Annotated in this window: 20 protein-coding genes; 8 read left to right on the top strand and 12 right to left on the bottom strand. The window is 71.2% G+C overall.

Annotation, left to right across the window (positions count from 1 at the left end):
- Nucleotides 1-25: 25 nt before the first annotated feature.
- The 3 genes from ACIG0D_RS07945 (at nt 26) to ACIG0D_RS07955 (ending at nt 2,535) form a co-directional block, all read left to right on the top strand.
- Complete coding sequence (locus tag ACIG0D_RS07945; RefSeq protein WP_399797138.1) at nt 26-487, top strand: hypothetical protein; 462 nt, start codon at nt 26-28, stop codon at nt 485-487.
- 82 nt (nt 488-569) lie between these two features.
- Nucleotides 570-1,577, top strand: a complete 1,008-nt coding sequence (locus tag ACIG0D_RS07950; RefSeq protein ID WP_399797139.1) for an NlpC/P60 family protein — start codon at nt 570-572, stop codon at nt 1,575-1,577.
- Between the two features lie 241 nt (nt 1,578-1,818).
- Nucleotides 1,819-2,535, top strand: a complete 717-nt coding sequence (locus ACIG0D_RS07955) for a phosphatase PAP2 family protein (protein WP_399797141.1) — start codon at nt 1,819-1,821, stop codon at nt 2,533-2,535.
- 35 nt (nt 2,536-2,570) lie between these two features.
- On the opposite strand, the gene ACIG0D_RS07960 is transcribed toward ACIG0D_RS07955, so the two are convergent.
- The gene (locus ACIG0D_RS07960; RefSeq protein ID WP_399797143.1) at nt 2,571-4,154 is read right to left on the bottom strand and encodes an FAD-binding oxidoreductase; all 1,584 of its coding nucleotides are present in this window, start codon (nt 4,152-4,154) and stop codon (nt 2,571-2,573) included.
- 411 nt (nt 4,155-4,565) lie between these two features.
- Between ACIG0D_RS07960 and pstS the strand changes: the two genes are divergently transcribed.
- The 4 genes from pstS (at nt 4,566) to pstB (ending at nt 8,703) form a co-directional block, all read left to right on the top strand.
- Complete coding sequence (gene pstS / locus ACIG0D_RS07965) at nt 4,566-5,690, top strand: phosphate ABC transporter substrate-binding protein PstS (protein ID WP_399797144.1); 1,125 nt, start codon at nt 4,566-4,568, stop codon at nt 5,688-5,690.
- 128 nt (nt 5,691-5,818) lie between these two features.
- Nucleotides 5,819-6,826, top strand: coding sequence for a phosphate ABC transporter permease subunit PstC (gene pstC, locus ACIG0D_RS07970; protein ID WP_399797146.1), 1,008 nt, complete (start codon nt 5,819-5,821; stop codon nt 6,824-6,826).
- Complete coding sequence (gene pstA / locus ACIG0D_RS07975) at nt 6,823-7,881, top strand: phosphate ABC transporter permease PstA (protein WP_399797147.1); 1,059 nt, start codon at nt 6,823-6,825, stop codon at nt 7,879-7,881. Before pstC ends, pstA begins: the two co-directional genes overlap by 4 nt.
- Before the next feature lie 45 nt (nt 7,882-7,926).
- On the top strand, nt 7,927-8,703 hold the full coding sequence (gene pstB / locus ACIG0D_RS07980) for a phosphate ABC transporter ATP-binding protein PstB (RefSeq protein ID WP_399797148.1): 777 nt from the start codon (nt 7,927-7,929) through the stop codon (nt 8,701-8,703).
- 171 nt (nt 8,704-8,874) lie between these two features.
- On the opposite strand, the gene ACIG0D_RS07985 is transcribed toward pstB, so the two are convergent.
- Both ACIG0D_RS07985 and ACIG0D_RS07990 read right to left on the bottom strand, forming a co-directional pair.
- Entirely contained in the window at nt 8,875-9,873 is a 999-nt protein-coding gene (locus ACIG0D_RS07985) for an anion permease (protein ID WP_399797149.1), read from the bottom strand.
- Nucleotides 9,874-9,880: 7 nt separating this feature from the next.
- On the bottom strand, nt 9,881-10,501 hold the full coding sequence (locus ACIG0D_RS07990; protein WP_010036288.1) for a DUF47 domain-containing protein: 621 nt from the start codon (nt 10,499-10,501) through the stop codon (nt 9,881-9,883).
- A 212-nt stretch (nt 10,502-10,713) separates the two neighbouring features.
- Between ACIG0D_RS07990 and ACIG0D_RS07995 the strand changes: the two genes are divergently transcribed.
- Nucleotides 10,714-11,097 (top strand): metal-sensitive transcriptional regulator, encoded by a 384-nt coding sequence (locus tag ACIG0D_RS07995; protein ID WP_365760374.1) that lies wholly within the window; start codon nt 10,714-10,716, stop codon nt 11,095-11,097.
- Nucleotides 11,098-11,109: 12 nt separating this feature from the next.
- Here ACIG0D_RS07995 and ACIG0D_RS08000 read toward each other — a convergent pair whose 3' ends face one another.
- The 9 genes from ACIG0D_RS08000 to ACIG0D_RS08040 form a co-directional block, all read right to left on the bottom strand.
- Nucleotides 11,110-11,286, bottom strand: coding sequence for a hypothetical protein (locus ACIG0D_RS08000; RefSeq protein ID WP_399797151.1), 177 nt, complete (start codon nt 11,284-11,286; stop codon nt 11,110-11,112).
- Between the two features lie 107 nt (nt 11,287-11,393).
- Nucleotides 11,394-12,233 (bottom strand): hypothetical protein, encoded by an 840-nt coding sequence (locus ACIG0D_RS08005; protein ID WP_399797152.1) that lies wholly within the window; start codon nt 12,231-12,233, stop codon nt 11,394-11,396.
- A gap of 337 nt (nt 12,234-12,570) precedes the next feature.
- Nucleotides 12,571-12,969: an NUDIX hydrolase gene (locus tag ACIG0D_RS08010; RefSeq protein WP_399798168.1), complete on the bottom strand. Its 399-nt coding sequence runs from the start codon at nt 12,967-12,969 to the stop codon at nt 12,571-12,573.
- 68 nt (nt 12,970-13,037) lie between these two features.
- Nucleotides 13,038-14,096 carry a CHAD domain-containing protein gene (locus ACIG0D_RS08015; RefSeq protein ID WP_399797153.1) on the bottom strand — a complete coding sequence of 353 codons (1,059 nt, stop codon included), beginning with the start codon at nt 14,094-14,096 and terminating at the stop codon, nt 13,038-13,040.
- The gene (locus tag ACIG0D_RS08020) at nt 14,077-16,452 is read right to left on the bottom strand and encodes an RNA degradosome polyphosphate kinase (protein ID WP_399797155.1); all 2,376 of its coding nucleotides are present in this window, start codon (nt 16,450-16,452) and stop codon (nt 14,077-14,079) included. Before ACIG0D_RS08020 ends, ACIG0D_RS08015 begins: the two co-directional genes overlap by 20 nt.
- A 174-nt stretch (nt 16,453-16,626) precedes the next feature.
- On the bottom strand, nt 16,627-16,779 hold the full coding sequence (locus ACIG0D_RS08025) for a hypothetical protein (protein WP_399797157.1): 153 nt from the start codon (nt 16,777-16,779) through the stop codon (nt 16,627-16,629).
- A 67-nt stretch (nt 16,780-16,846) separates the two neighbouring features.
- Nucleotides 16,847-17,839: an ABC transporter permease gene (locus ACIG0D_RS08030; RefSeq protein ID WP_399797159.1), complete on the bottom strand. Its 993-nt coding sequence runs from the start codon at nt 17,837-17,839 to the stop codon at nt 16,847-16,849.
- Nucleotides 17,836-18,744: an ABC transporter ATP-binding protein gene (locus ACIG0D_RS08035; protein ID WP_399797160.1), complete on the bottom strand. Its 909-nt coding sequence runs from the start codon at nt 18,742-18,744 to the stop codon at nt 17,836-17,838. The genes ACIG0D_RS08030 and ACIG0D_RS08035 overlap by 4 nt, the downstream gene beginning before the upstream one ends.
- Nucleotides 18,741-19,169 (bottom strand): GntR family transcriptional regulator, encoded by a 429-nt coding sequence (locus tag ACIG0D_RS08040; protein WP_399797161.1) that lies wholly within the window; start codon nt 19,167-19,169, stop codon nt 18,741-18,743. The genes ACIG0D_RS08035 and ACIG0D_RS08040 overlap by 4 nt, the downstream gene beginning before the upstream one ends.
- Nucleotides 19,170-19,190: the final 21 nt, after the last annotated feature.

Consider the following 19,190-nt stretch of genomic DNA (forward strand, 5'->3'; position numbering starts at 1 on the left):
GGGCGCGTGACCCGAGGGAGTGACCATGGAACTGGAACTTGTGCCGCACACCGGTGTCGGCCCCTTCCGGCTCGGTATGCCGGTCGAGGAGGCGCGCGCCGCGGTCGCGGAGTGGGGGGTGCTCCGCACCGCCTCGAGCGATGAGGAACCGGGGCAGATCGTGCTCACCCACGACGCGTACGAGCTGGACGTGGTCCTCGGGTTCACCAAGGGCGTGCTCAGTGGGGTGGAGCTGTACCGCTTCCGGAACGAGGACGCCGATGTGCGGGTGGTGCTCGACGGGCTGGACGTGTTCCGCACGCCGAGCGCGGAGCTGTTCGAGCAACTCGCGGAGCGGGGCCACGCCGTCGAGGAGAACGACCTCGGGTTCGACGCCCTGCCGGAGCTGAAGGTGATCCTCGCCAACCAGAGCAGCTACGAGTACCCGGTCGACGAGGACGGTGACCCCCTGTACTACGACTACGTCCTGCTCGCCGACCGGATCTGAATCGCCCGCGAGCTGTGGCGTCCCCTCGCGCGGGGGCCGCCTCTACACTGTCGGGGGCGTACTCCCGGATGGTGAGGGGCGGTTGACGGTGCGTAAGGCGTGGATCGTTGGCACTGCTGTGGTCGGTGGTTCGCTCGCCTTCGTGATGCTGCTCGTCGTCGGCGTGTACCTGGTCGCCGGCAACCTGGTCAACGGGTTGCGCGGCGGCAGCAGGACGCTGGCCAAGGGCTCGGTGCCCGCCGCGTACCAGCCGCTGGTGGAGAAGTGGGGCAATCTCTGCCCCGCCATCAATCCCGCGCTGCTCGCCGCGCAGTTGTACCAGGAGAGCGGGTTCAACCCGAACGCCAAGAGCCCCGCCGCCGCGCAGGGGATAGCGCAGTTCATCCCCGGCACCTGGGCCACGCACGGGATCGACGGCGACGGGGACGGCGATCGCGACGTCTGGGATCCGAATGACGCGATTCCATCGGCCGCGAAGTACGACTGCACGCTCGCCAAGTACGTGAAGGACGTGCCCGGCGACCCCACCAAGAACATGCTCGCCGCCTACAACGCGGGCGCGTACGCGGTGATCAAGTACCGGGGTGTGCCGCCGTACAAGGAGACCCGGAACTACGTCAAGACAATCACCTCGCTGGAGGAGAGCTTTGCCGCTCCGCAGACCCGGCTCGACCCCTCCAAGCAGGCCGCCGGAGCCATCCACTACGCGCAGAAGAAGCTCGGCACGCCCTATCTCTGGGGCGGCAACGGCACGCCTGAGCAGGGCGGACGCTTCGACTGCTCGGGGCTGACCAAGGCGGCGTACGAGAGTGTGGGGATCAAGCTGCCGCGGGTGGCGAACGATCAGTACAACGCGGGGCCGCATCCGTCGAGGGACGAACTGCTGCCGGGGGACCTGGTGTTCTTCTCGCCCGACCCGACCAACTCGCGGGCCATCGACCACGTCGGGATCTACGTGGGCGGCGGGTACATGATCGACGCGCCCTATACGGGCGCCGTGATCCGGTTCGACCCGATCGACACGAAGAAGTACTTCGGGGCGACCCGAGTCACCGAGGATGGCGCAAAAGCGTTGCCCTCGGCCGTCTGAAACGGCCGGAACCGAGCGTGAACCACACCCCTGAGCTGCGGCGATGTATCTCTCTTCGATAACGTCTGCGTGATCATTCAGTGGAACGTGGAACGTTGAGACCGGGACCGTGCGTTCCTGTTGACGTAGCCGATTGACCTAGCCCGATGACCTAGCCGATCGCACTACAGACCACGGGGGTGGCAGGACGGCGCACGACAAGGATGCGCCGGTGAGATGACGACGAAGGGGCCGCTGCACCATGGCTGGACTCGCGCAATCCGGGTCGAACCCCGACGTCGAGCTGCTCTACGACATCAATGGCCTGGCCAAGGACGCACCGCACTGGTTCGACCGGGTCATGGAGTACGTCGGCGAGTACGGACTGCTGCTCGCCATGGTGCTGCTCGTGCTGTGGTGCTGGTGGACCGGCCGGCGCCGGGCGGAGTCCGCGGAGGACGCGGCCTCCTCGGTCGCCGCGCTGGTGTGGGCGCCGCTCGCGGCCGGTGTCGCCGTGCTGGTGAACGTGCCGATACGAGGGTTCGTGGAGCGGCCCCGGCCGTTCCTGGAGCACGAGGGCCTGGAGGTCCTCGTCTCCGGCAAGACGGACTACTCGTTCGTCAGCGACCACGCGACCATCACCATGGCGATGGCCGTCGGGCTCTTCGTCGCCAACCGCAGGTTCGGACTCGTCGGGCTCGTACTCGCCCTGCTCGAAGGGTTCTGCCGGGTCTACATGGGCGTGCACTACCCGACCGACGTCGTCGGCGGCTTCGCGCTCGGCACCGCCGTCGCGCTGCTGCTCTCGCCCGTCGCCATGGCGCTGCTCACGCCCGTCGCCAGGGCGATGGAGCGCTCGCCGCGCGTGGGGTGGCTGATCCGGAAGCGGCCCTCCGCGGGGAGCCGCGACGCGGTGATCCCGGATGCCCGGCAGGAGACCGCCGGGCAGAAGAGCGAGGAGCGGGACCTCGCCGCCTGAGCGGCCGGGCGGCGCCTCCGAGTGCCCGCGGTGCCTCACAGCGCCTGCGGATACGTGAACACCCGCCCCGGGTCGTACGTCCGCTTCAGCTTCGTCAGGCGGGGGGCCGCGTCGCCGTAGTACGCCGTGCGCCAGTCCTTCAGGGCCGGGTCCGTGTAGTTCTGGTAGGCCGCGCCCGAGGCGTGCGGGCGCATCGCGTGGTGGGCGGAATCCAGCCACCCCTGGGCGGTGGAGCCGGATGCGCCCGCGCGCCAGGAGACGAGGTACTGGGCGAGCATCCGGGAGCGGCGGTGCACGAAGGCCGTCGCGGTGGGGGAGACCCGGTTGATCGCGCCGCCCAGCGCGGTGAGCGCGATGCTGCCCGCCCCGCCCCGGACCCCCTTGATCTGGGTGAGCAGGGTCTGGATGCCCGCGGTGGAGAGCGAGCGGTCGAAGAAGTCGGAGCGGGCCGCGTAGGTCTCCCGGGCGAGCGCGCCCTGCGGGGAGCGGCCGGGAGTGGTGCCGGGCAGGTGGCACTGGGCGTCGGTGGAGAAGGAGGCGCAGCCGGCGTAGATCTCCATGGCCTCCTCGTAGGAGCGGCGGCGCAGCGAGACGCTGCTCGCGGAGGCGCCGACGCGGGCGGCCAGGCGGTCCACCGCGTTCTGGAGCTCGCCGTACGTGCCGAGGGAGAAGGCCGCGACGGAGATCCGCGGGGAGCCGCCCGCCGTGTTGGCCAGGTGCAGGGACGACCAGATCTCGTCCGGCTGGTCCGGGCCCCACTCCTGCCAGGCCTTCACGACCGCCGCCGCCCTCGACCACGGCCAGGACAGGTACGCCGTCACCGCCTGCGGGGCCGGGTGGGTGCGGAAGTGGAGTTCGGTGACGACGCCGAAGTTGCCGTTGCCCGCGCCGCGCAGCGCCCAGAAGAGGTCCTTGTGGTGGTCGGCGTCGGCGGTGATCTGCTTGCCGTCGGCCGTGACCAGTGTGGCCCGCGTGAGGCTGTCGCAGGTCAGGCCGTACGCCCGGGAGACGACGCCGTGTCCGCCGCCGAGGACCAGGCCGGATACGCCCACCGTGGGGCACGAGCCGGCCGGGATGGTCACGCCCTTCGCCGCGAGCGCGCGGTAGACGTCGATCAGCTTGGCGCCGGCGCCGACCACGGCGGAGCCGCCGCTCGCCCGTACCCGGTTCAGCTTGGACACGTCGACGATCAGGCGGCCGTTGCCGGAGGACCAGCCCGCGTAGGAGTGGCCGCCGTTGCGGATGGCGACGCGCAGGTCGTGGGCGCGGGCGTAGGCGAGGGTGGTGGCGATGTCGTCGGCGTGGGCGACGTAGGCGACGGCGGCGGGCTTCAGGGCGTCGAAGCGGGTGTTGTAGAGCTGGCGGGCGGTGGACCAGGCGGCGTCGCCGGGGCGTATCAGGGCGCCGTCGAGGTCGCGGGCGAGGGCGCCCCAGGCGGCGGAGGCCCGGGTGGACGCGCTGGTCGTGGCCGTCCGGGTGCCCGTGCCGGCGGCGGACGCGGAGGTGCCGGTCGCGGGGGCGGTCGCCTGTGCGCGGCCCGCGCCGCCGCCGCACGCCGAGGCCGAGACCGCCGCCGCGATCGCGGCCGTACCGCCGCCGATGAACGTACGCCGTTCCATGCGCTGCCCGCCTTCCCCCGACCGGTGCTCTCGGGGAACGAGACGGGGTCCGGGGGCCTCGGGTTCCCTACCCGATCGGGTACTCCCGCCGTGCACGGAAAGTGGTGTACCTTCCACGCAAATGCCCCTTTTACTCGCTCTTGGGAGTCTGCGGTGTCGGCAGCCGTGCAGGCCGGGGCCGGGACCTCCACGTGTTCTCCCCGTAAGCATTCCGTGACCTAACCGCACCGTCCGCAGGGGTTCACCCCCCGTTCACTTCCGGCCATAGGCGGCTTCACCTGTTCTGCCTAATTTCGGCCTTGCTGACGACGAGCGCGCCCGGATGCCACGTCCGCCACCGCGCCCGTCTCACCCGCACTTCTCGCACGCCGCCGGATTCAGGACGGCGGCTCCCGGAAGGAACTCCCGAAAGTGAAGCTTCAGCGCAAGAACCGGCGGGCCCTCACCCTCGGTGCTCTCGCCGTCTCCGGCGCCCTGGCCCTCACGGCGTGCGGCTCCGACGACCCCGGCACCGGTGCCGACCCGACGGGCGGCACGCAGGCGGCCGGCTCGATCAAGTGTGACGACGCCCAGGGTCAGCTGCTGGCCGACGGCTCTTCGGCGCAGAAGAACGCGATCGACGCCTGGGTGAAGCAGTTCACCCAGCAGTGCAAGGGCGTTCAGATCAACTACAAGGGCGGCGGCTCCGGTGCCGGTGTCACCGCGTTCACGCAGGGCACGGTCGCCTTCGCCGGCTCCGACTCGGCGCTGGACTCCGAGGAGATCGCGGCCTCCAAGAAGGTGTGCTCCGGCGGTCAGGGCATCGACCTGCCGATGGTCGGCGGCCCGATCGCCGTCGGCTACAACGTCCCGGGTGTCGACAACCTGGTCCTCGACGCGCCGACCATCGCCAAGATCTTCGACAGCAAGATCAGCAAGTGGAACGACGCGGCGATCAAGAAGCTGAACCCCGACGCCAAGCTTCCCGATCTCAAGATCCAGGCATTCCACCGCTCGGACGAGTCCGGCACCACGGACAACTTCACCAAGTACCTGATCGCCGCCACCCCGGAGAACTGGAAGTACGAGGGCGGCAAGGCCTGGCAGGCCAAGGGCGGTCAGTCCGCCGCCGGCTCCTCCGGTGTCGCCCAGCAGGTCAAGCAGACCGCCGGCGCCATCAGCTACATGGAGCTGTCGTACGCCAAGGACGGCATCAAGGCCGCCGCCATCGACACGGGCGCCGGCGAGCCGGTCGAGGCCACCGTCGACAACGCCACCAAGGCCATCGCGGACGCCAAGGTCGTGGGCACCGGCAAGGACATGGCCCTGGAGCTGAACTACGCCACCAAGGCCGAGGGCGCCTACCCGATCACCCTGGTCACCTACGAGATCGTCTGCGACAAGGGCAACAAGCAGGAGACCCTGCCCGCCACCAAGGCCTTCCTGCGCTACATCGCCAGCGAGGACGGCCAGAAGGTCCTCGCGGCCAACGACTACGCGCCGATGCCCGCGGACATCATCGCCAAGGTCCGCACCACCATCGAAGAGCTGAGCTGACCCGAGTGCGGTCCGGTCCCGACCGGGACCGGACCGCACCGTCCGGTGCACCGCCGCCCGGAGCAGCGCCCCGCGCACCGCTCCACCGAGCCGCCCGTCGAGCGCGGCTCCGCAGACCGGAGACCCCGATGGACATAACGACAGCACCCACCGACGCACCTCCCCCCACCCCACAGCCCACCCTCCCCGAGCAGAAGCGCGCGGCCCGCGGCGCCACCCGGCCCGGCGACCGCATCTTCCTGGGTCTGTCCCGCGGCTCGGGCATCCTGCTGCTGGTGATCATGGCCGCCATCGCGGTCTTCCTCACCTGGCGGGCCACCCTCGCGATCAGCGAGAACGAGGGCAACTTCCTCACCACCTTCGAGTGGAACACCAGCGCCCAGCCGCCGGTCTTCGGCATCGCTGTCCTGGCCTACGGCACGATCGTCTCCTCGGTCATCGCCATGGTCATCGCGGTCCCGATCGCCGTCGCCATCGCGCTGTTCCTCACCCACTACGCCCCCCGCCGGCTGAGCGGCCCGATCGCCTACGTGATCGACCTGCTCGCCGCCGTGCCGTCCATCGTGTACGGCCTGTGGGGCGCCCTGATCCTCGTCCCGCACATGGACGGCCTGTTCGGCTGGCTGGACGACTACTTCGGCTGGACCGGCGTCTTCGACTGGGAGGGCGGCGCCCCCCGCTCGATGCTCACCGTCGGCATCCTGCTGGCGATCATGATCCTGCCGATCATCACCAACGTCAGCCGCGAGGTCTTCAAGCAGGTCCCGCAGATGCACGAGGAGGCGGCCCTGGCCCTCGGCGCCACGCGCTGGGAGGTCATCCGCATGGCGGTGCTGCCGTTCGGCCGCTCCGGCGTGATCTCGGCCTCGATGCTCGGCCTCGGCCGCGCGCTCGGCGAGACCATGGCCGTCGCCACCGTGCTGTCGCCGGACTTCCTGATCCACGGCAGCCTGCTCAACCCGGGCGGCGGCACCTTCGCCCAGAACATCGCCAGCAAGTTCGGCGAGGCGACGGAGTTCGGCCGGGACGCGCTCATCGCCTCCGGTCTGGTCCTGTTCGTCATCACCCTGCTGGTCAACGGCGCGGCCCGCGCGATCATCGCCCGCCGCAAGGAGTACTCGGGGGCCAACGCATGAGCACCACGACCGCCGTCCAGCGTCCGAGCTCCCTCCAGGGCGCCCGTCTGCCGAAGTGGTCCCCCTGGGCGATCGCCGCGGGCTCCGTCGCGGTGTCCGTCGGCGGCGGCCTCGCCGTCGGGATCGAGAGCCGGATCCAGTGGGGTCTGATCGCCGCGATCCTCTTCGTCCTCGCTACGTACGTCATCGCCGCGCGCGTCGAGGGCAGCCGCCAGGCCAAGGACCGGATCGCGACCTCGCTGGTCTGGGTCGCCTTCCTGCTCGCCGTGGTGCCGCTGGTCTCCCTGGTGTGGACGACCGTCTCGCGCGGTGTGAAGGTCCTCGACGTCTACTTCCTCACCCACTCCATGGGCCTGGTCGCCGACTCCGAGCCGGGCGGCGGCATCTACCACGCCATCATCGGCACGCTGGAGCAGGTCGGCCTCGCCACCCTGTTCGCCGCGCCGATCGGTGTGCTGACCGCGATCTACCTGGTGGAGTACGGGCGCGGCAACCTCGCCCGGGCCGTCACCTTCTTCGTCGACGTGATGACCGGTATCCCGTCGATCGTCGCCGGTCTGTTCATCCTCAGCCTGCTGCTGATCTTCGACATGGGCTTCTCCGGCTTCGCCGGCGCGCTCGCCCTGGCGATCCTGATGATGCCGGTGGTCGTCCGCTCCACCGAGGAGATGCTGAAGCTCGTCCCGAACGAGCTGCGCGAGGCCTCCCTGGCGCTCGGTGTGCCGAAGTGGCGCACGATCCTGAAGGTCGTCCTGCCGACCGCGGTCGGCGGCATCACCACCGGTGTCATGCTGGCGGTCGCCCGTATCGCCGGTGAGACGGCACCCGTGCTGCTGCTGGTGTTCGGCAACCCGTTCATCAACAACAACCCCTTCGACGGCCCGCAGGCGTCGCTGCCGCTGTACATCTACCAGCAGTACTCGCAGAGCGCGGGCTCGCCCGCGGCCTACGACCGTGCCTGGGCGGCGTCCCTGACCCTGATCGCCTTCGTGATGATCCTCAACCTGCTGGCGCGTGGCATCGCGCGCTGGAAGGCCCCGAAGACCGGTCGCTGACGCGGCCAACAGCGACCGATCGAGCATTCTGGAAGTGAAGCAATCATGGCCAAGCGAATCGACGTCAGCGGACTGACCGCCTACTACGGCTCCCACAAGGCGATCGAGGACATCTCGATGACCGTCGAGCCCCGCTCGGTGACGGCCTTCATCGGCCCCTCCGGCTGCGGCAAGTCGACGTTCCTGCGCACCCTGAACCGCATGCACGAGGTCACGCCCGGCGGACGGGTCGAGGGCAAGGTGATGCTCGACGACGAGGACCTGTACGGTCACGGCGTCGACCCCGTGTCCGTGCGGCGTGAGGTCGGCATGGTGTTCCAGCGCCCGAACCCGTTCCCGACGATGTCGATCTTCGACAACGTGGCGGCGGGCCTGCGCCTGAACGGCAACTACAAGAAGAGCGAACTGAACGACATCGTCGAGAAGTCGCTGCGCGGCGCGAACCTCTGGAACGAGGTCAAGGACCGCCTGAACAAGCCGGGCTCCGGGCTCTCCGGTGGTCAGCAGCAGCGTCTGTGCATCGCGCGGGCGATCGCCGTCGAGCCGAACGTCCTGCTCATGGACGAGCCGTGCTCCGCCCTCGACCCGATCTCCACCCTCGCCATCGAGGACCTGATCGGTGAGCTGAAGGAACGGTTCACGATCGTCATCGTCACGCACAACATGCAGCAGGCGGCGCGCGTCTCCGACCGTACGGCGTTCTTCAACCTCGCCGCGGTCGGACAGCCCGGCAAGCTGATCGAGATCGACGACACGGAGCGGATCTTCTCCAACCCGTCGGTGCAGGCGACCGAGGACTACATCTCGGGCCGCTTCGGCTGATCCATCGACTCCTCGCGGTGCTGCATGGCGGTGCCACCGCGAGGTCGCAAAAGGGCCCGCCCCTGGCTCCCGGGGGCGGGCCCGTGCGTTTGTCCTACGGCGCTGAAGTGCGCGTCTGTCGTGCGGTGCGCGGCTTTCGCGGGACCGGCGCCCGCGTCTTCCGCCGTGGCGTTACAAGAACGCCAGGTGCACCAGGCCGTACGACGCCGCTGCCACCGTCGCCGCTGCCGGCATGGTGATGAACCAGCCGAGGACGATGTTCTTGGCGACGCCCCAGCGGACGGCGTTGACGCGCTTGGTGGCGCCGACGCCCATGATGGCCGAGGTGATCACGTGGGTGGTGGAGATCGGCGCGTGGAAGAGGAACGCCGAGCCGAACATGATCGTCGCGCCGGTGGTCTCGGCGGCGAAGCCCTGCGGCGGGTCCAGCTCGATGATCTTGCGGCCGAGGGTGCGCATGATGCGCCAGCCGCCCGCGTAGGTGCCCGCCGACAGCATCACGGCGCAGGCGACCTTGACCCAGATCGGGATCGGGTCGCCGTAGTCCTCGACGTCGGCGATGACCAGGGCCATGACCACGATGCCCATGGTCTTCTGGGCGTCCTGGAGGCCGTGGCCGAGCGCCATGCCGGCCGCCGAGACGGTCTGCGCGATACGGAAGCCGCGCTTGGCCTTGTGCGGGTTGGTGCGCCGGAACATCCACATGATGGCCGTCATCACGAGGTAGCCGGCCAGCAGGCCCACCACCGGTGACACGAACATCGGGATGATGATCTTCTCCAGCACGCCGTCCCAGTACACGGTGGTACCGCCGGCCAGTGCCGCGCCCACCATGCCGCCGAAGAGGGCGTGGGAGGAGGACGAGGGCAGGCCGAAGTACCAGGTGATGAGGTTCCAGACGATCGCGCCGACGAGCGCGGCGAAGAGGATCCCCATGCCGGTGGAGCCCTCGGGTGTCTCGATCAGGCCCTCGCTGACCGTCTTGGCGACGCCGGAACCGAGGAACGCGCCCGCGAGGTTCATCACGGCCGCCATCGCGAGCGCCGCCCGCGGGGTGAGCGCGCGCGTCGACACCGAGGTGGCGATCGCGTTGGCCGAATCGTGGAAGCCGTTGGTGTACGTGAAGAAGAGCGCGACCCCGATGGTCACGACCAGAGCGAAGGTGTCCATCGACGCCTCAGGACTCCTTGACGGCGATGGTCTCCACCGTGTTCGCCACGTGCTCGAATGCGTCGGCGGCCTCTTCCAGGACGTCGACGATCTGCTTGAGCTTCAGCACCTCGATGGCGTCGTACTTGCCGTTGAAGAGGTGGGCGAGCAGCTTGCGATGGATCTGGTCGGCCTGGTTCTCCAGACGGTTGACCTCGATCCAGTACTCGGTGAGGTTCTCCATGGTGCGCAGGTGGGGCATGGCCTCGGCGGTCAGCTCCGCGGCCCGGGCCAGCACCTCGATCTGCTGGTCCACGCCCTTGGGCAGTTCCTCGACGTTGTAGAGGACGACCAGGTCGACGGCCTCCTCCATGAAGTCCATGATGTCGTCGAGGGACGAGGCGAGGGAGTAGATGTCCTCGCGGTCGAAGGGCGTGATGAAGGAGGAGTTCAGCTGGTGGAAGATCGCGTGCGTGGCGTCGTCACCTGCGTGTTCCGCTGCCCGCATACGCTCCGCGATCTCGGCCCGGGCGGAGGCGTCCGCCCCGAGCAGTTCCATCAGGAGCTTGGAGCCCGTGACGATGTTGTCCGCGGATGCGGCGAACATGTCGTAGAAGCTCGTCTCCCTGGGGGTCAGACGAAAGCGCACGTGGGGTCCTCAGGATGCATCGGTTTCGGTCAGGCTGATGCTAGGCGCATCATCCGGCCACGGCTATCGGGCCGTCATCCAGTGTCGCCCATCAGGCAGAGTTATCGGCACGGGGGCGGCGCAGGGGGACGGCCCGGCCTTCCGGTAAAGGGCCCATACCCGGCAAAGTCCAGTACGATATACCCAGTAGGGGTATGTGGATGGAGGACGCTATGACGACCACCGAGGCCGGAGCCGGTGTGCCCGCCGAAGCCGTCGCGGAGATCGCCGCGGAGGGTTCCGCCGAGGCCGTGGTGACCGATCACGATCGGGGCATCCACGGGTACCACCACCAGAAGGACGAGCACCTGAAGCGGCTGCGCCGCATCGAGGGGCAGATCCGCGGCCTGCAGCGGATGGTCGACGAGGACGTCTACTGCATCGACATACTCACCCAGGTCTCGGCCTCCACGAAGGCCCTGCAGTCCTTCGCGCTCCAGCTCCTGGAGGAACACCTGCGGCACTGCGTCGCCGACGCGGCGCTCAAGGGCGGGGACGAGATCAACGCCAAGGTGGAAGAGGCGACCAAGGCGATCGGGCGGATGCTCCGCACCTGACCGCGCCGGCGGCTACGGCCTCGGTTCGTCCGCGCGTTCCTCGGCCACCCGCAGGACCTGGTCGATGCTCTCCATGCTGAGCCGGTCCTCGGCGGCCGAGGCCGCGATGATCAGCTCCCCGCACAGCTCTATCTCGGCGAGTGCCACGTGGTCCTGAACCGCCGTACCGCCGACCGGAGCCACGCGCATCACCTCTTCTCTGCCGTCACCGCCTCCTAGAGTAGGGAGCGGCCCGCGCACCGCGCATGGCACGGACGGGCTAGTTCCAGCCGGTCACTCCGCCCTGCGCGCCCCCCTCACTCCTCCGCGATCCGGCCCGCGTAGATGTCCCGCGCGGGCGGCAGACGTACGTCGGCGGGGGTGCCGAAGTCGTACAGCAAGGTCGTGGAGGCCACCACCACGGCGGTCTTCCGGCTGCCGTTGACGAAGCTGAAGCGGTGCCGGATCTTGCGGATCCGGCCCTCGTCGTCCAGGAAGACATCGAACGGAACCTCGGCCGTGGCGAACCCTTTCGCCGCCGCGGCGAGGGACGCTTTCGCGCCGGGGGAGGCCTTCTTCGCGGCCTCGGCGAGGTTCGCGGTGCCCCGGTAGTGGCGGACCGGTGTGCCCGCGAACTCCATACGGCCGACATACGTCGCCGTCCGCGCCCCGCGCAGCACCTCGGCCGCGGCGAGCGGGTCGGTGGCGCCGCCCGTGACCAGGTTGCCGTCGGAGAGCGTGGTGGTGTCGACCCGGACCCACTTGTCGGCCGGGACGCCCGCGCCGCGGTTCTTCATGTAGAGGGCGCCCGGCGCGAGGAGTTCGGTGATCGGGCGGCGCCCGGCCGAGCCCGCCGGGTCGTGCGGGAGCATCACCTTCAGCCGGCCGAGGCCGCGCGTGTAGTCGTAGACGCCCTCGCCGCGGATGGTGACGCGGGTGCCGCCGGTGGCCATCTCCATCGATGTGTGCGCCTTCGAGGTGCGTGCGGCCACCAGGACGTCCGCGGCCCGGTGCAGGGCCTGCACCGGGTCGGCGAGGGGTGCGTCGTCGGCGGCGGCGCCGCTGCTCTGGCATCCCGTGGTGCCCAGACAGATCCAGGCCATCAGCCCCGCCGCGACGACCGTCCCGCCCGCCCTGCCGTGCTGCCGCTCCGCCATCGCCTGCCTACCCCCAGCCGTCCGTCAGTCCGTCACGGGCCCCCTGTCGTCCGGTTAACGACGGGTAGGTTGGGCCGTCACGCCGCCGGGGCGGGGCTCGAGGCGCGGGACGGGGCTCTTGCGAGCTGTTCACCTTCGCCGGTTACCGTGGCGGCGTGACCGAGCAGGACCGGCTCGCCCCTGGCCGAAACCATGCGGAACACCGGGTGACGACGGTGGAGCAGGGGCCGTTTTGTGTGGCGCGGTGCAGTTGCGGCTGGCGCGGGCCCGCCCGGCGGGCGCGCAGTCAGGCACGCACGGACGGGGCGGGACATGCCGGAGAGGCGTGAGCCGGGCGTCAGACGTCCCGCAGGGCGGCCAGGAGTTCGTCCACGAGGTCCCGGTCGCGGGGCTGGGTGAGGCGGTCGCGGGCCGCGGACGGGGGCAGCCAGGCGATGCGGTCGACCTCGTCGGTGGGCACGAAGGTGCCGGGGCCGGCCTCGGCCGCCCAGTAACGGACCTCCTTGGGGCGGCCGTTGGCCAGGTAGCGCAGGGTCGGCAGCTCGGCGCCGGGCGTCGCCGTGTGGCCGGTTTCCTCCTCGACCTCGCGCAGGGCGCCGGACAGCGGGTCCTCGCCGGGCTTCAGCTTGCCCTTGGGGTGTGACCAGTCGTCGTACTTGGGCCGGTGCACGAGGCAGATCTCCGGTGCCCCGCCGGCCGCCGAGCGGCGCCACAGGACGCAGCCGGCGGCCCGCACGGGGGCGTCCGCCCCGACGGGGGCCCCGGCCTGTCGGCCGGTCGAGGGCTGCTGTCCGCCGTCGGCTCTCACGGTGTGCCCACCGTCTGCTTCTGCCAGGACTGCTGGAACGCGAACCGGGCCGCCTCCACCTCGTGGCGCTGGTCGGCGTGGAGGACGCCGAGGGCGTAGGCGGTGGCCGGGGCGATCCGTGGGGTGCGGGCCGCGGCGGCGGCAGCGGCGGCGGCCTCGGAGGCGTCGCGGTGCCGGTTCAGGGCCTGGCCCGCGGCCAGCAGGCGGACGTCGACCGGTGTGTTCTCGCCCTCCAGGACCTCACGGGCGTAGCGGTGCAGGCGCAGCAGGAGGCGGACCTGGTGCCAGGGGGCGTCCTGGGGGTGCGGGGCCGGGTCCGGGGAGAGGCCGTGGATCAGGGCCTCCGCGTTGTACGGGCTGCCCGCGGTGACCAGGGGGAGGGCGGCGACGGCGTCGGTGAGGCGCTCCTCGGCCGCGGCGGCGAGGGGGTGCAGCTCGGTGGCCGCCGCGGTGGCGGTGAGCGGGACCTCGCTGGCGAGTAAGGCGACCTTGTCGGCCACCGCGTGGAAGCGGGAGGAGCCGAGGGCCTGGAGGGCGGTGGAGTGGGCCCGGGTGCGGGCGAGGGTGAGCTGGCGGTCGAGGAGGGCGCCGGCTTTGGCGGCGCCCACGGTGAGGTTGCCGGCTTTGGCGGCGCCCACGGTGAGGTTGCCGCGCTCGGCGGCCGCCGGGGGGTGGCTGTCGCCGGTGGCGGTGCCGCCCTGGACCGGGAACGCCGCCGAGCCCGACAGCCGGTGCAGGGCGTTCAGCAGGCGTTCCAGGCGGGACGCGTAGGCGTGTTCCAGGGCCAGCGTGCCGGAGAGCCAGGCCAGTTCGGGGCGCATGCCCTCGGACCAGTCGGCGTCCAGCAGCGGGCGGAAGGTGTGCAGGCTGCCGCTGATGCGGCGGGCCGCGCGGCGCAGGGCCCGGGCCGCGTCGAGGGAGTCCCCGGTGCCGGTCTCGCGGTGCTGGCGCAGGGCGCGAAGGAACTCCGTGGCCTGGGCGCGGAGGTAGCCCGCGAGGGCGTCCCCCGTCACCGGGGCCATGGGGTCCGTCGGGTCAAGGTGTCGCTGTGCCACGCCGGCGCCTCCGGGCGTCTATGAGCATCTCCTGGATGTTGCGCAGGGGCCCGCCGTCCCCGTCCGTCGCGTGCCGGGTCCATTCGCCGTCGGGGCCGAGGTGCCAGGACGCGGTGGAGTCCGACATCCCGGTCTCCAGCAGCCGGCTGAGGGCGGCCCGGTGGGCGGGGTCGACGACCCGGACGAGCGCTTCTATCCGGCGGTCGAGGTTGCGGTGCATCATGTCCGCGCTGCCGATCCACACCTCGGGCTCGCCGCCGTTGGCGAAGGCGAAGATCCGGGAGTGTTCGAGGAACCGGCCGAGGACCGAGCGGACCCGGATGTTCTCCGACAGGCCCGCCACACCCGGCCGTACGGCACAGATGCCGCGCACCCAGATGTCGACCGGCACGCCCGCCTGGGATGCCCGGTAGCAGGCGTCGATGACGGCCTCGTCGACCATCGAGTTGACCTTGATGCGGACGTAGGCGGGGCGGCCGGCGCGGTGGTGCTGGATCTCCTTGTCGATGCGGGATATCAGGCCGTCGCGCAGGGACTTGGGGGCCACCAGGAGACGGCGGTACGTCTCCCGGCGGGAGTAGCCGGAGAGGCGGTTGAAGAGGTCGGAGAGGTCCGCGCCGACCTGCGGGTCGGCCGTGAGCAGGCCGAGGTCCTCGTAGAGGCGTGCCGTCTTCGGGTGGTAGTTGCCGGTGCCGACGTGGCTGTAGCGCCGTAGGGTCTCGCCTTCCTGACGGACCACCAGGGACAGCTTGCAGTGGGTCTTCAGGCCGACGAGGCCGTAGACGACGTGGCAGCCGGCCTCCTCGAGCTTCTTCGCCCACTTGATGTTGGCGTGCTCGTCGAAGCGGGCCTTGATCTCGACGAGGACGAGGACCTGCTTGCCGGCCTCGGCGGCGTCTATGAGCGCGTTGACGATCGGGGAGTCGCCGGAGGTGCGGTACAGGGTCTGCTTGATCGCGAGGACGTCGGGGTCCTCGGCGGCCTGCTCGATGAAGGCCTGCACCGACGTGGAGAACGAGTCGTAGGGGTGGTGCAGCAGCACGTCCCGCCGGCGCAGGGCGGCGAAGATGTCGGGCGGCGAGGCGGACTCGACCTCCGCGAGGTCGCGGTGGGTGCCGGCGACGAACTTGGGGTACTTCAGCTCGGGCCGGTCGAGGCCGTGGATGCGGAAGAGGCCGGTGAGGTCGAGCGGGCCGGGCAGCGGGTAGACCTCGGCCTCGCTGATCTTCAGCTCGCGGACGAGGAGGTCCAGCACCTCGCGGTCGATGGACTCCTCGACCTCCAGGCGCACCGGCGGCCCGAAGCGGCGCCGCATGAGTTCCTTCTCCAGGGCCTGGAGCAGGTTCTCGGCGTCGTCCTCCTCGACCTCCAGGTCCTCGTTCCGGGTGAGCCGGAAGGCGTGGTGCTCCAGCACCTCCATGCCCGGGAACAGCTCCTCGAGGTGGGCGGCGATGACGTCCTCGATGGGGACGTACCGGCCCGGGGAGGCCTCCAGGAAGCGGGACAGCAGCGGCGGCACCTTCACGCGGGCGAAGTGCTTGTGGCCGCTGACCGGGTTGCGCACGACGACGGCCAGGTTCAGGGACAGGCCGGAGATGTACGGGAAGGGGTGCGCGGGGTCCACGGCGAGCGGGGTGAGCACCGGGAAGATCTGGTGCTTGAAGAGGGTGAACAGGCGGGCCTGTTCCTTCTCGGTCAGCTCGCTCCAGCGGACGAGGTGGATGCCCTCCTCCGCGAGGGCGGGGGCGACGTCCTCGTGGTAGCAGGCGGCGTGCCGGGCCATGAGCTCGCGGGAGCGGGCCCAGATCATCTCCAGCACCTCGCGCGGCTGGAGCCCGGAGGCGGAGCGGGTGGCGACGCCGGTGGCGATACGGCGCTTCAGACCGGCGACCCGGACCATGAAGAACTCGTCCAGGTTGCTCGCGAAGATCGCCAGGAAGTTCGCTCGTTCGAGCAGCGGGGTGTCGGGGTCCTCGGCGAGTTCGAGGACGCGCTCGTTGAACGCGAGCCAGCTGCGCTCCCGGTCGAGGAAGCGGCCCTGGGGCAGCTGGGCACCGTCCGCGTGCGTCTCCTCGTACACGTCGAGGTCCGCGTCGATGTCGGGTTCCAGGTCGGAGACCGCCGCCGCCACGGTGTGCGGGCGGTGCGCGGCGATGGAGCCCACGGAGGGCTGGGCGTGCTGGACCTGCGGGACCGGTGCCTGGGCGTTCTGCTGGCTCATAGAGCCATTCTTCCGCGCCACGAGGGAGACAGGCGCGTCGGAGCGGGCGGGCGGGAGCACGGCGCTGGCGTCCGCGCTTCCGTTTCCCGAGCTCCCCTCGGGCGGGGGTGAAGGCTCTGGCACGGCGGGCTTCATTCGGCGAGCGTCGCAAGCGTGTCTGAATCGATGGTTACGGCGACATGACGTGTGGGATAGCGGGCGGCGGCTCGCGGGGGTCCTGGGGCGGGGGAGGCGCGTACCCGCGCGTACGCACCTGTGCGTACGTCCCTCCCCCCGTGGAGGGACGTACGCGGCTCAGGGTGCCGTCGCTCAGCGGGTGCGGCGGCGCAGCAGGTGGCAGGCGCCGGTCGCGGCGGCGGTGAGGGCGAGCAGGAGGCCGGTCTCGACGAGCTGGAGGGGCCAGAAGTGGGAGTGGGGGTGGTAGGTGACGGTTACCTTCCGCAGGTCGGTGCCCGTGTACATGGCTGGTGCCAGCCCAGCGGCCACGGCGCGCGCGGCGCGGGGGCGGCCAGGGCGGTCGTGCCGGTGGTCATACGGCGGCTCCCGTACGGCGCCGCAGCAGCCGGAACGCGGCGAGGACCGCGAGGGCGGCGACGGAGAGGACGATGCCGGTCTCGACGAGCTGGAGCGGCCAGAAGTGGCCGGCGGGGTGGTAGTCGCGGTAGAAGCCGACGACGTCGTGCTCGGCGAGGCAGCGGGCGTCGTCGACGCAGATCGGGTCGTCGATCCGGGCGCCGGTGGAGGTGACGGCGCCCTCGCCGACGACCAGGCCGATCCAGTCCGGGTACTGGTCCTTGCCGATCAGCGTCTCGACCGGCCACAGGTGGGGGCGCAGCGCGGCCAGCGCGGTGAGCAGGGCGGTCTGGGTCAGCGCGGCGACGGCGAGCGCGGGCAGGGCGCGCCCCAGCAGCAGGCCCGCGAGGGCGCCGACGGCCAGGCCGAGCAGGAGGTAGGCGATGAGCAGGGGGCCGTTGGCGACGTACGTCGTGGGGTCGTACCACTCCCGCCAGCCGTTCCGCAGTTCGCCGTCCGACGCCCACACCAGCCGGTGCAGCGCGGTCAGCGCGAGGGCGCCGGTCGTGAGGACCACGGCGGGCACGGCGAGCTTGGCGGCCAGCCAGCGGGCCGGCGAGACGGACTGGACCCAGGCGAGCCGGGCGGTGCCGTTCTCCAGCTCGCGGCCGGTCAGGGTGCCGCCCGCCCAGGCGGCGGTGAGCAGCGGGGCGAGGGTGAGCAGCCCGGCGCCGAGGGCGAGGGCGCGGTCGTAGTTCTGGTAGGCGGGGCCCGCGTAGTCGCAGGACAGGGTGGGGGTGCCGGTGGGGCCGCAGTCCATCCGCCGGAACTCCTCCCACGCGGCGTCCGCGCCCGGACCGTACGCCCACAGCAGGGTTCCGGCGGCGACGGCGAGCAGCATCAGCCAGAACCAGAGCGCGGAGCGGTGCAGCCGGAAGACCATCCAGGTCAGGCCGCGCGGCCCCCGGGTGGCCGGGGCGGTGCCGGTGGCGGCGGTCACGGCGGTCATACGGCGGCCTCCGCGGCGGTGTCGAGGGGCTCGGCGGTGCCGAGGTGCAGCGCCGGGGCCTCGGGGGCGCGCAGGTGGGCGAGGACCAGTTCCTCCAGGGAGGGCTCGGCGCGCTGCCAGGTGTCGGAGACCGGGCCGCGCGGGCGGATCAGGGCGGTGAGCTGGCGTCCGGTGGTCCGGGACTCGACGACGGTGTGCGCGGTGAGGTCGCCGCCGGCCGGGCCGGTGACCAGGGTGTGCGCGGCGAGCAGGTCGTCGAGCGGGCCGGCCAGGCGGACCCGGCCGCCGCCGACGAGCAGCAGGAAGTCGCAGGAGCCCTCCAGCTCGGCCACCACGTGCGAGGACATGACGACCGTGGTGCCGTGGTCGGCGGCGTCCGCCATCAGGGTGCCCATCAGCTGGTGCCGGGCCAGCGGGTCGAGGTCGGCCATCGGCTCGTCCAGCAGCAGCACCTCGGGCCGCTTGCCGAGGGCGAGGGCGAGCGCCACGCGGGTGCGCTGGCCGCCGGAGAGGGAGCGGATCCGGGTGCCCCCGTCCAGGTCGCCTTCGGCGACGACGCGGGCGGCGACGGCCGGGTCGAAGCGGCCGGGGTTCAGCTCCGCGCCGAGACGCAGGGTGTCGGCGACGGTGAGCTGGGGGTGCAGGGGCTTGTCCTGGGCGACGTAGGCGATGCGCTCGCGGACCCGGGCCGGGGGCTCGCCCAGGACCCGGATGGTGCCCTCGGTGGGGGCGAGCAGCCCGGCGGCGAGGGTGAGCAGGGTGGACTTGCCGGCGCCGTTGGGGCCGACGACGGCGCACACGCGCCCGGCGGGCAGCCGGAAGGAGCAGGCGTCCAGCGCCCGCCGCCGGCCGCGTCGGCCGAAGCTCCTGGCGAGTCCGGCCGCCTCGATGGCGGTGTCGGTCATTCCTGGTCCCCCTTGTTCGTTCCCGGTTTCTGCGGGAGGTGCTGGTCCGGTACGGAGAAGTGCTTGTCCAGTACGGAAGTGAAGAGCGCGGCCACGTCGTCCCGCTCCAGCCCGGCCGCGCGGGCCCGCTCGGCCCACCGCTCCAGCTCGCCGCGCAGCGGTGAGTCGGCGGGGGCGGCGCCCAGGGAGCGCCGTACGAACGTGCCGAGGCCGCGGCGGGCCTCGACCAGGCCCTCGCGTTCGAGCTCGCGGTAGGCCTTCAGCACGGTGTTCGGGTTGATGGCGGTGGCGGCCACGACCTCGCGGGCCGTGGGGAGCCGGTCGCCGGGCTGGAGCAGGCCGAGGCGCAGGGCCTGTTTGGTCTGCTGGACGATCTGGAGATAGGTGGCGACTCCGCTGCGCCGGTCGATGCGGTATTCGACCACTCGGAAAACCACCCTTTCACT

The sequence above is a fragment of the Streptomyces sp. NPDC052773 genome, assembly GCF_044547145.1.
Lineage (GTDB): Bacteria > Actinomycetota > Actinomycetes > Streptomycetales > Streptomycetaceae > Streptomyces.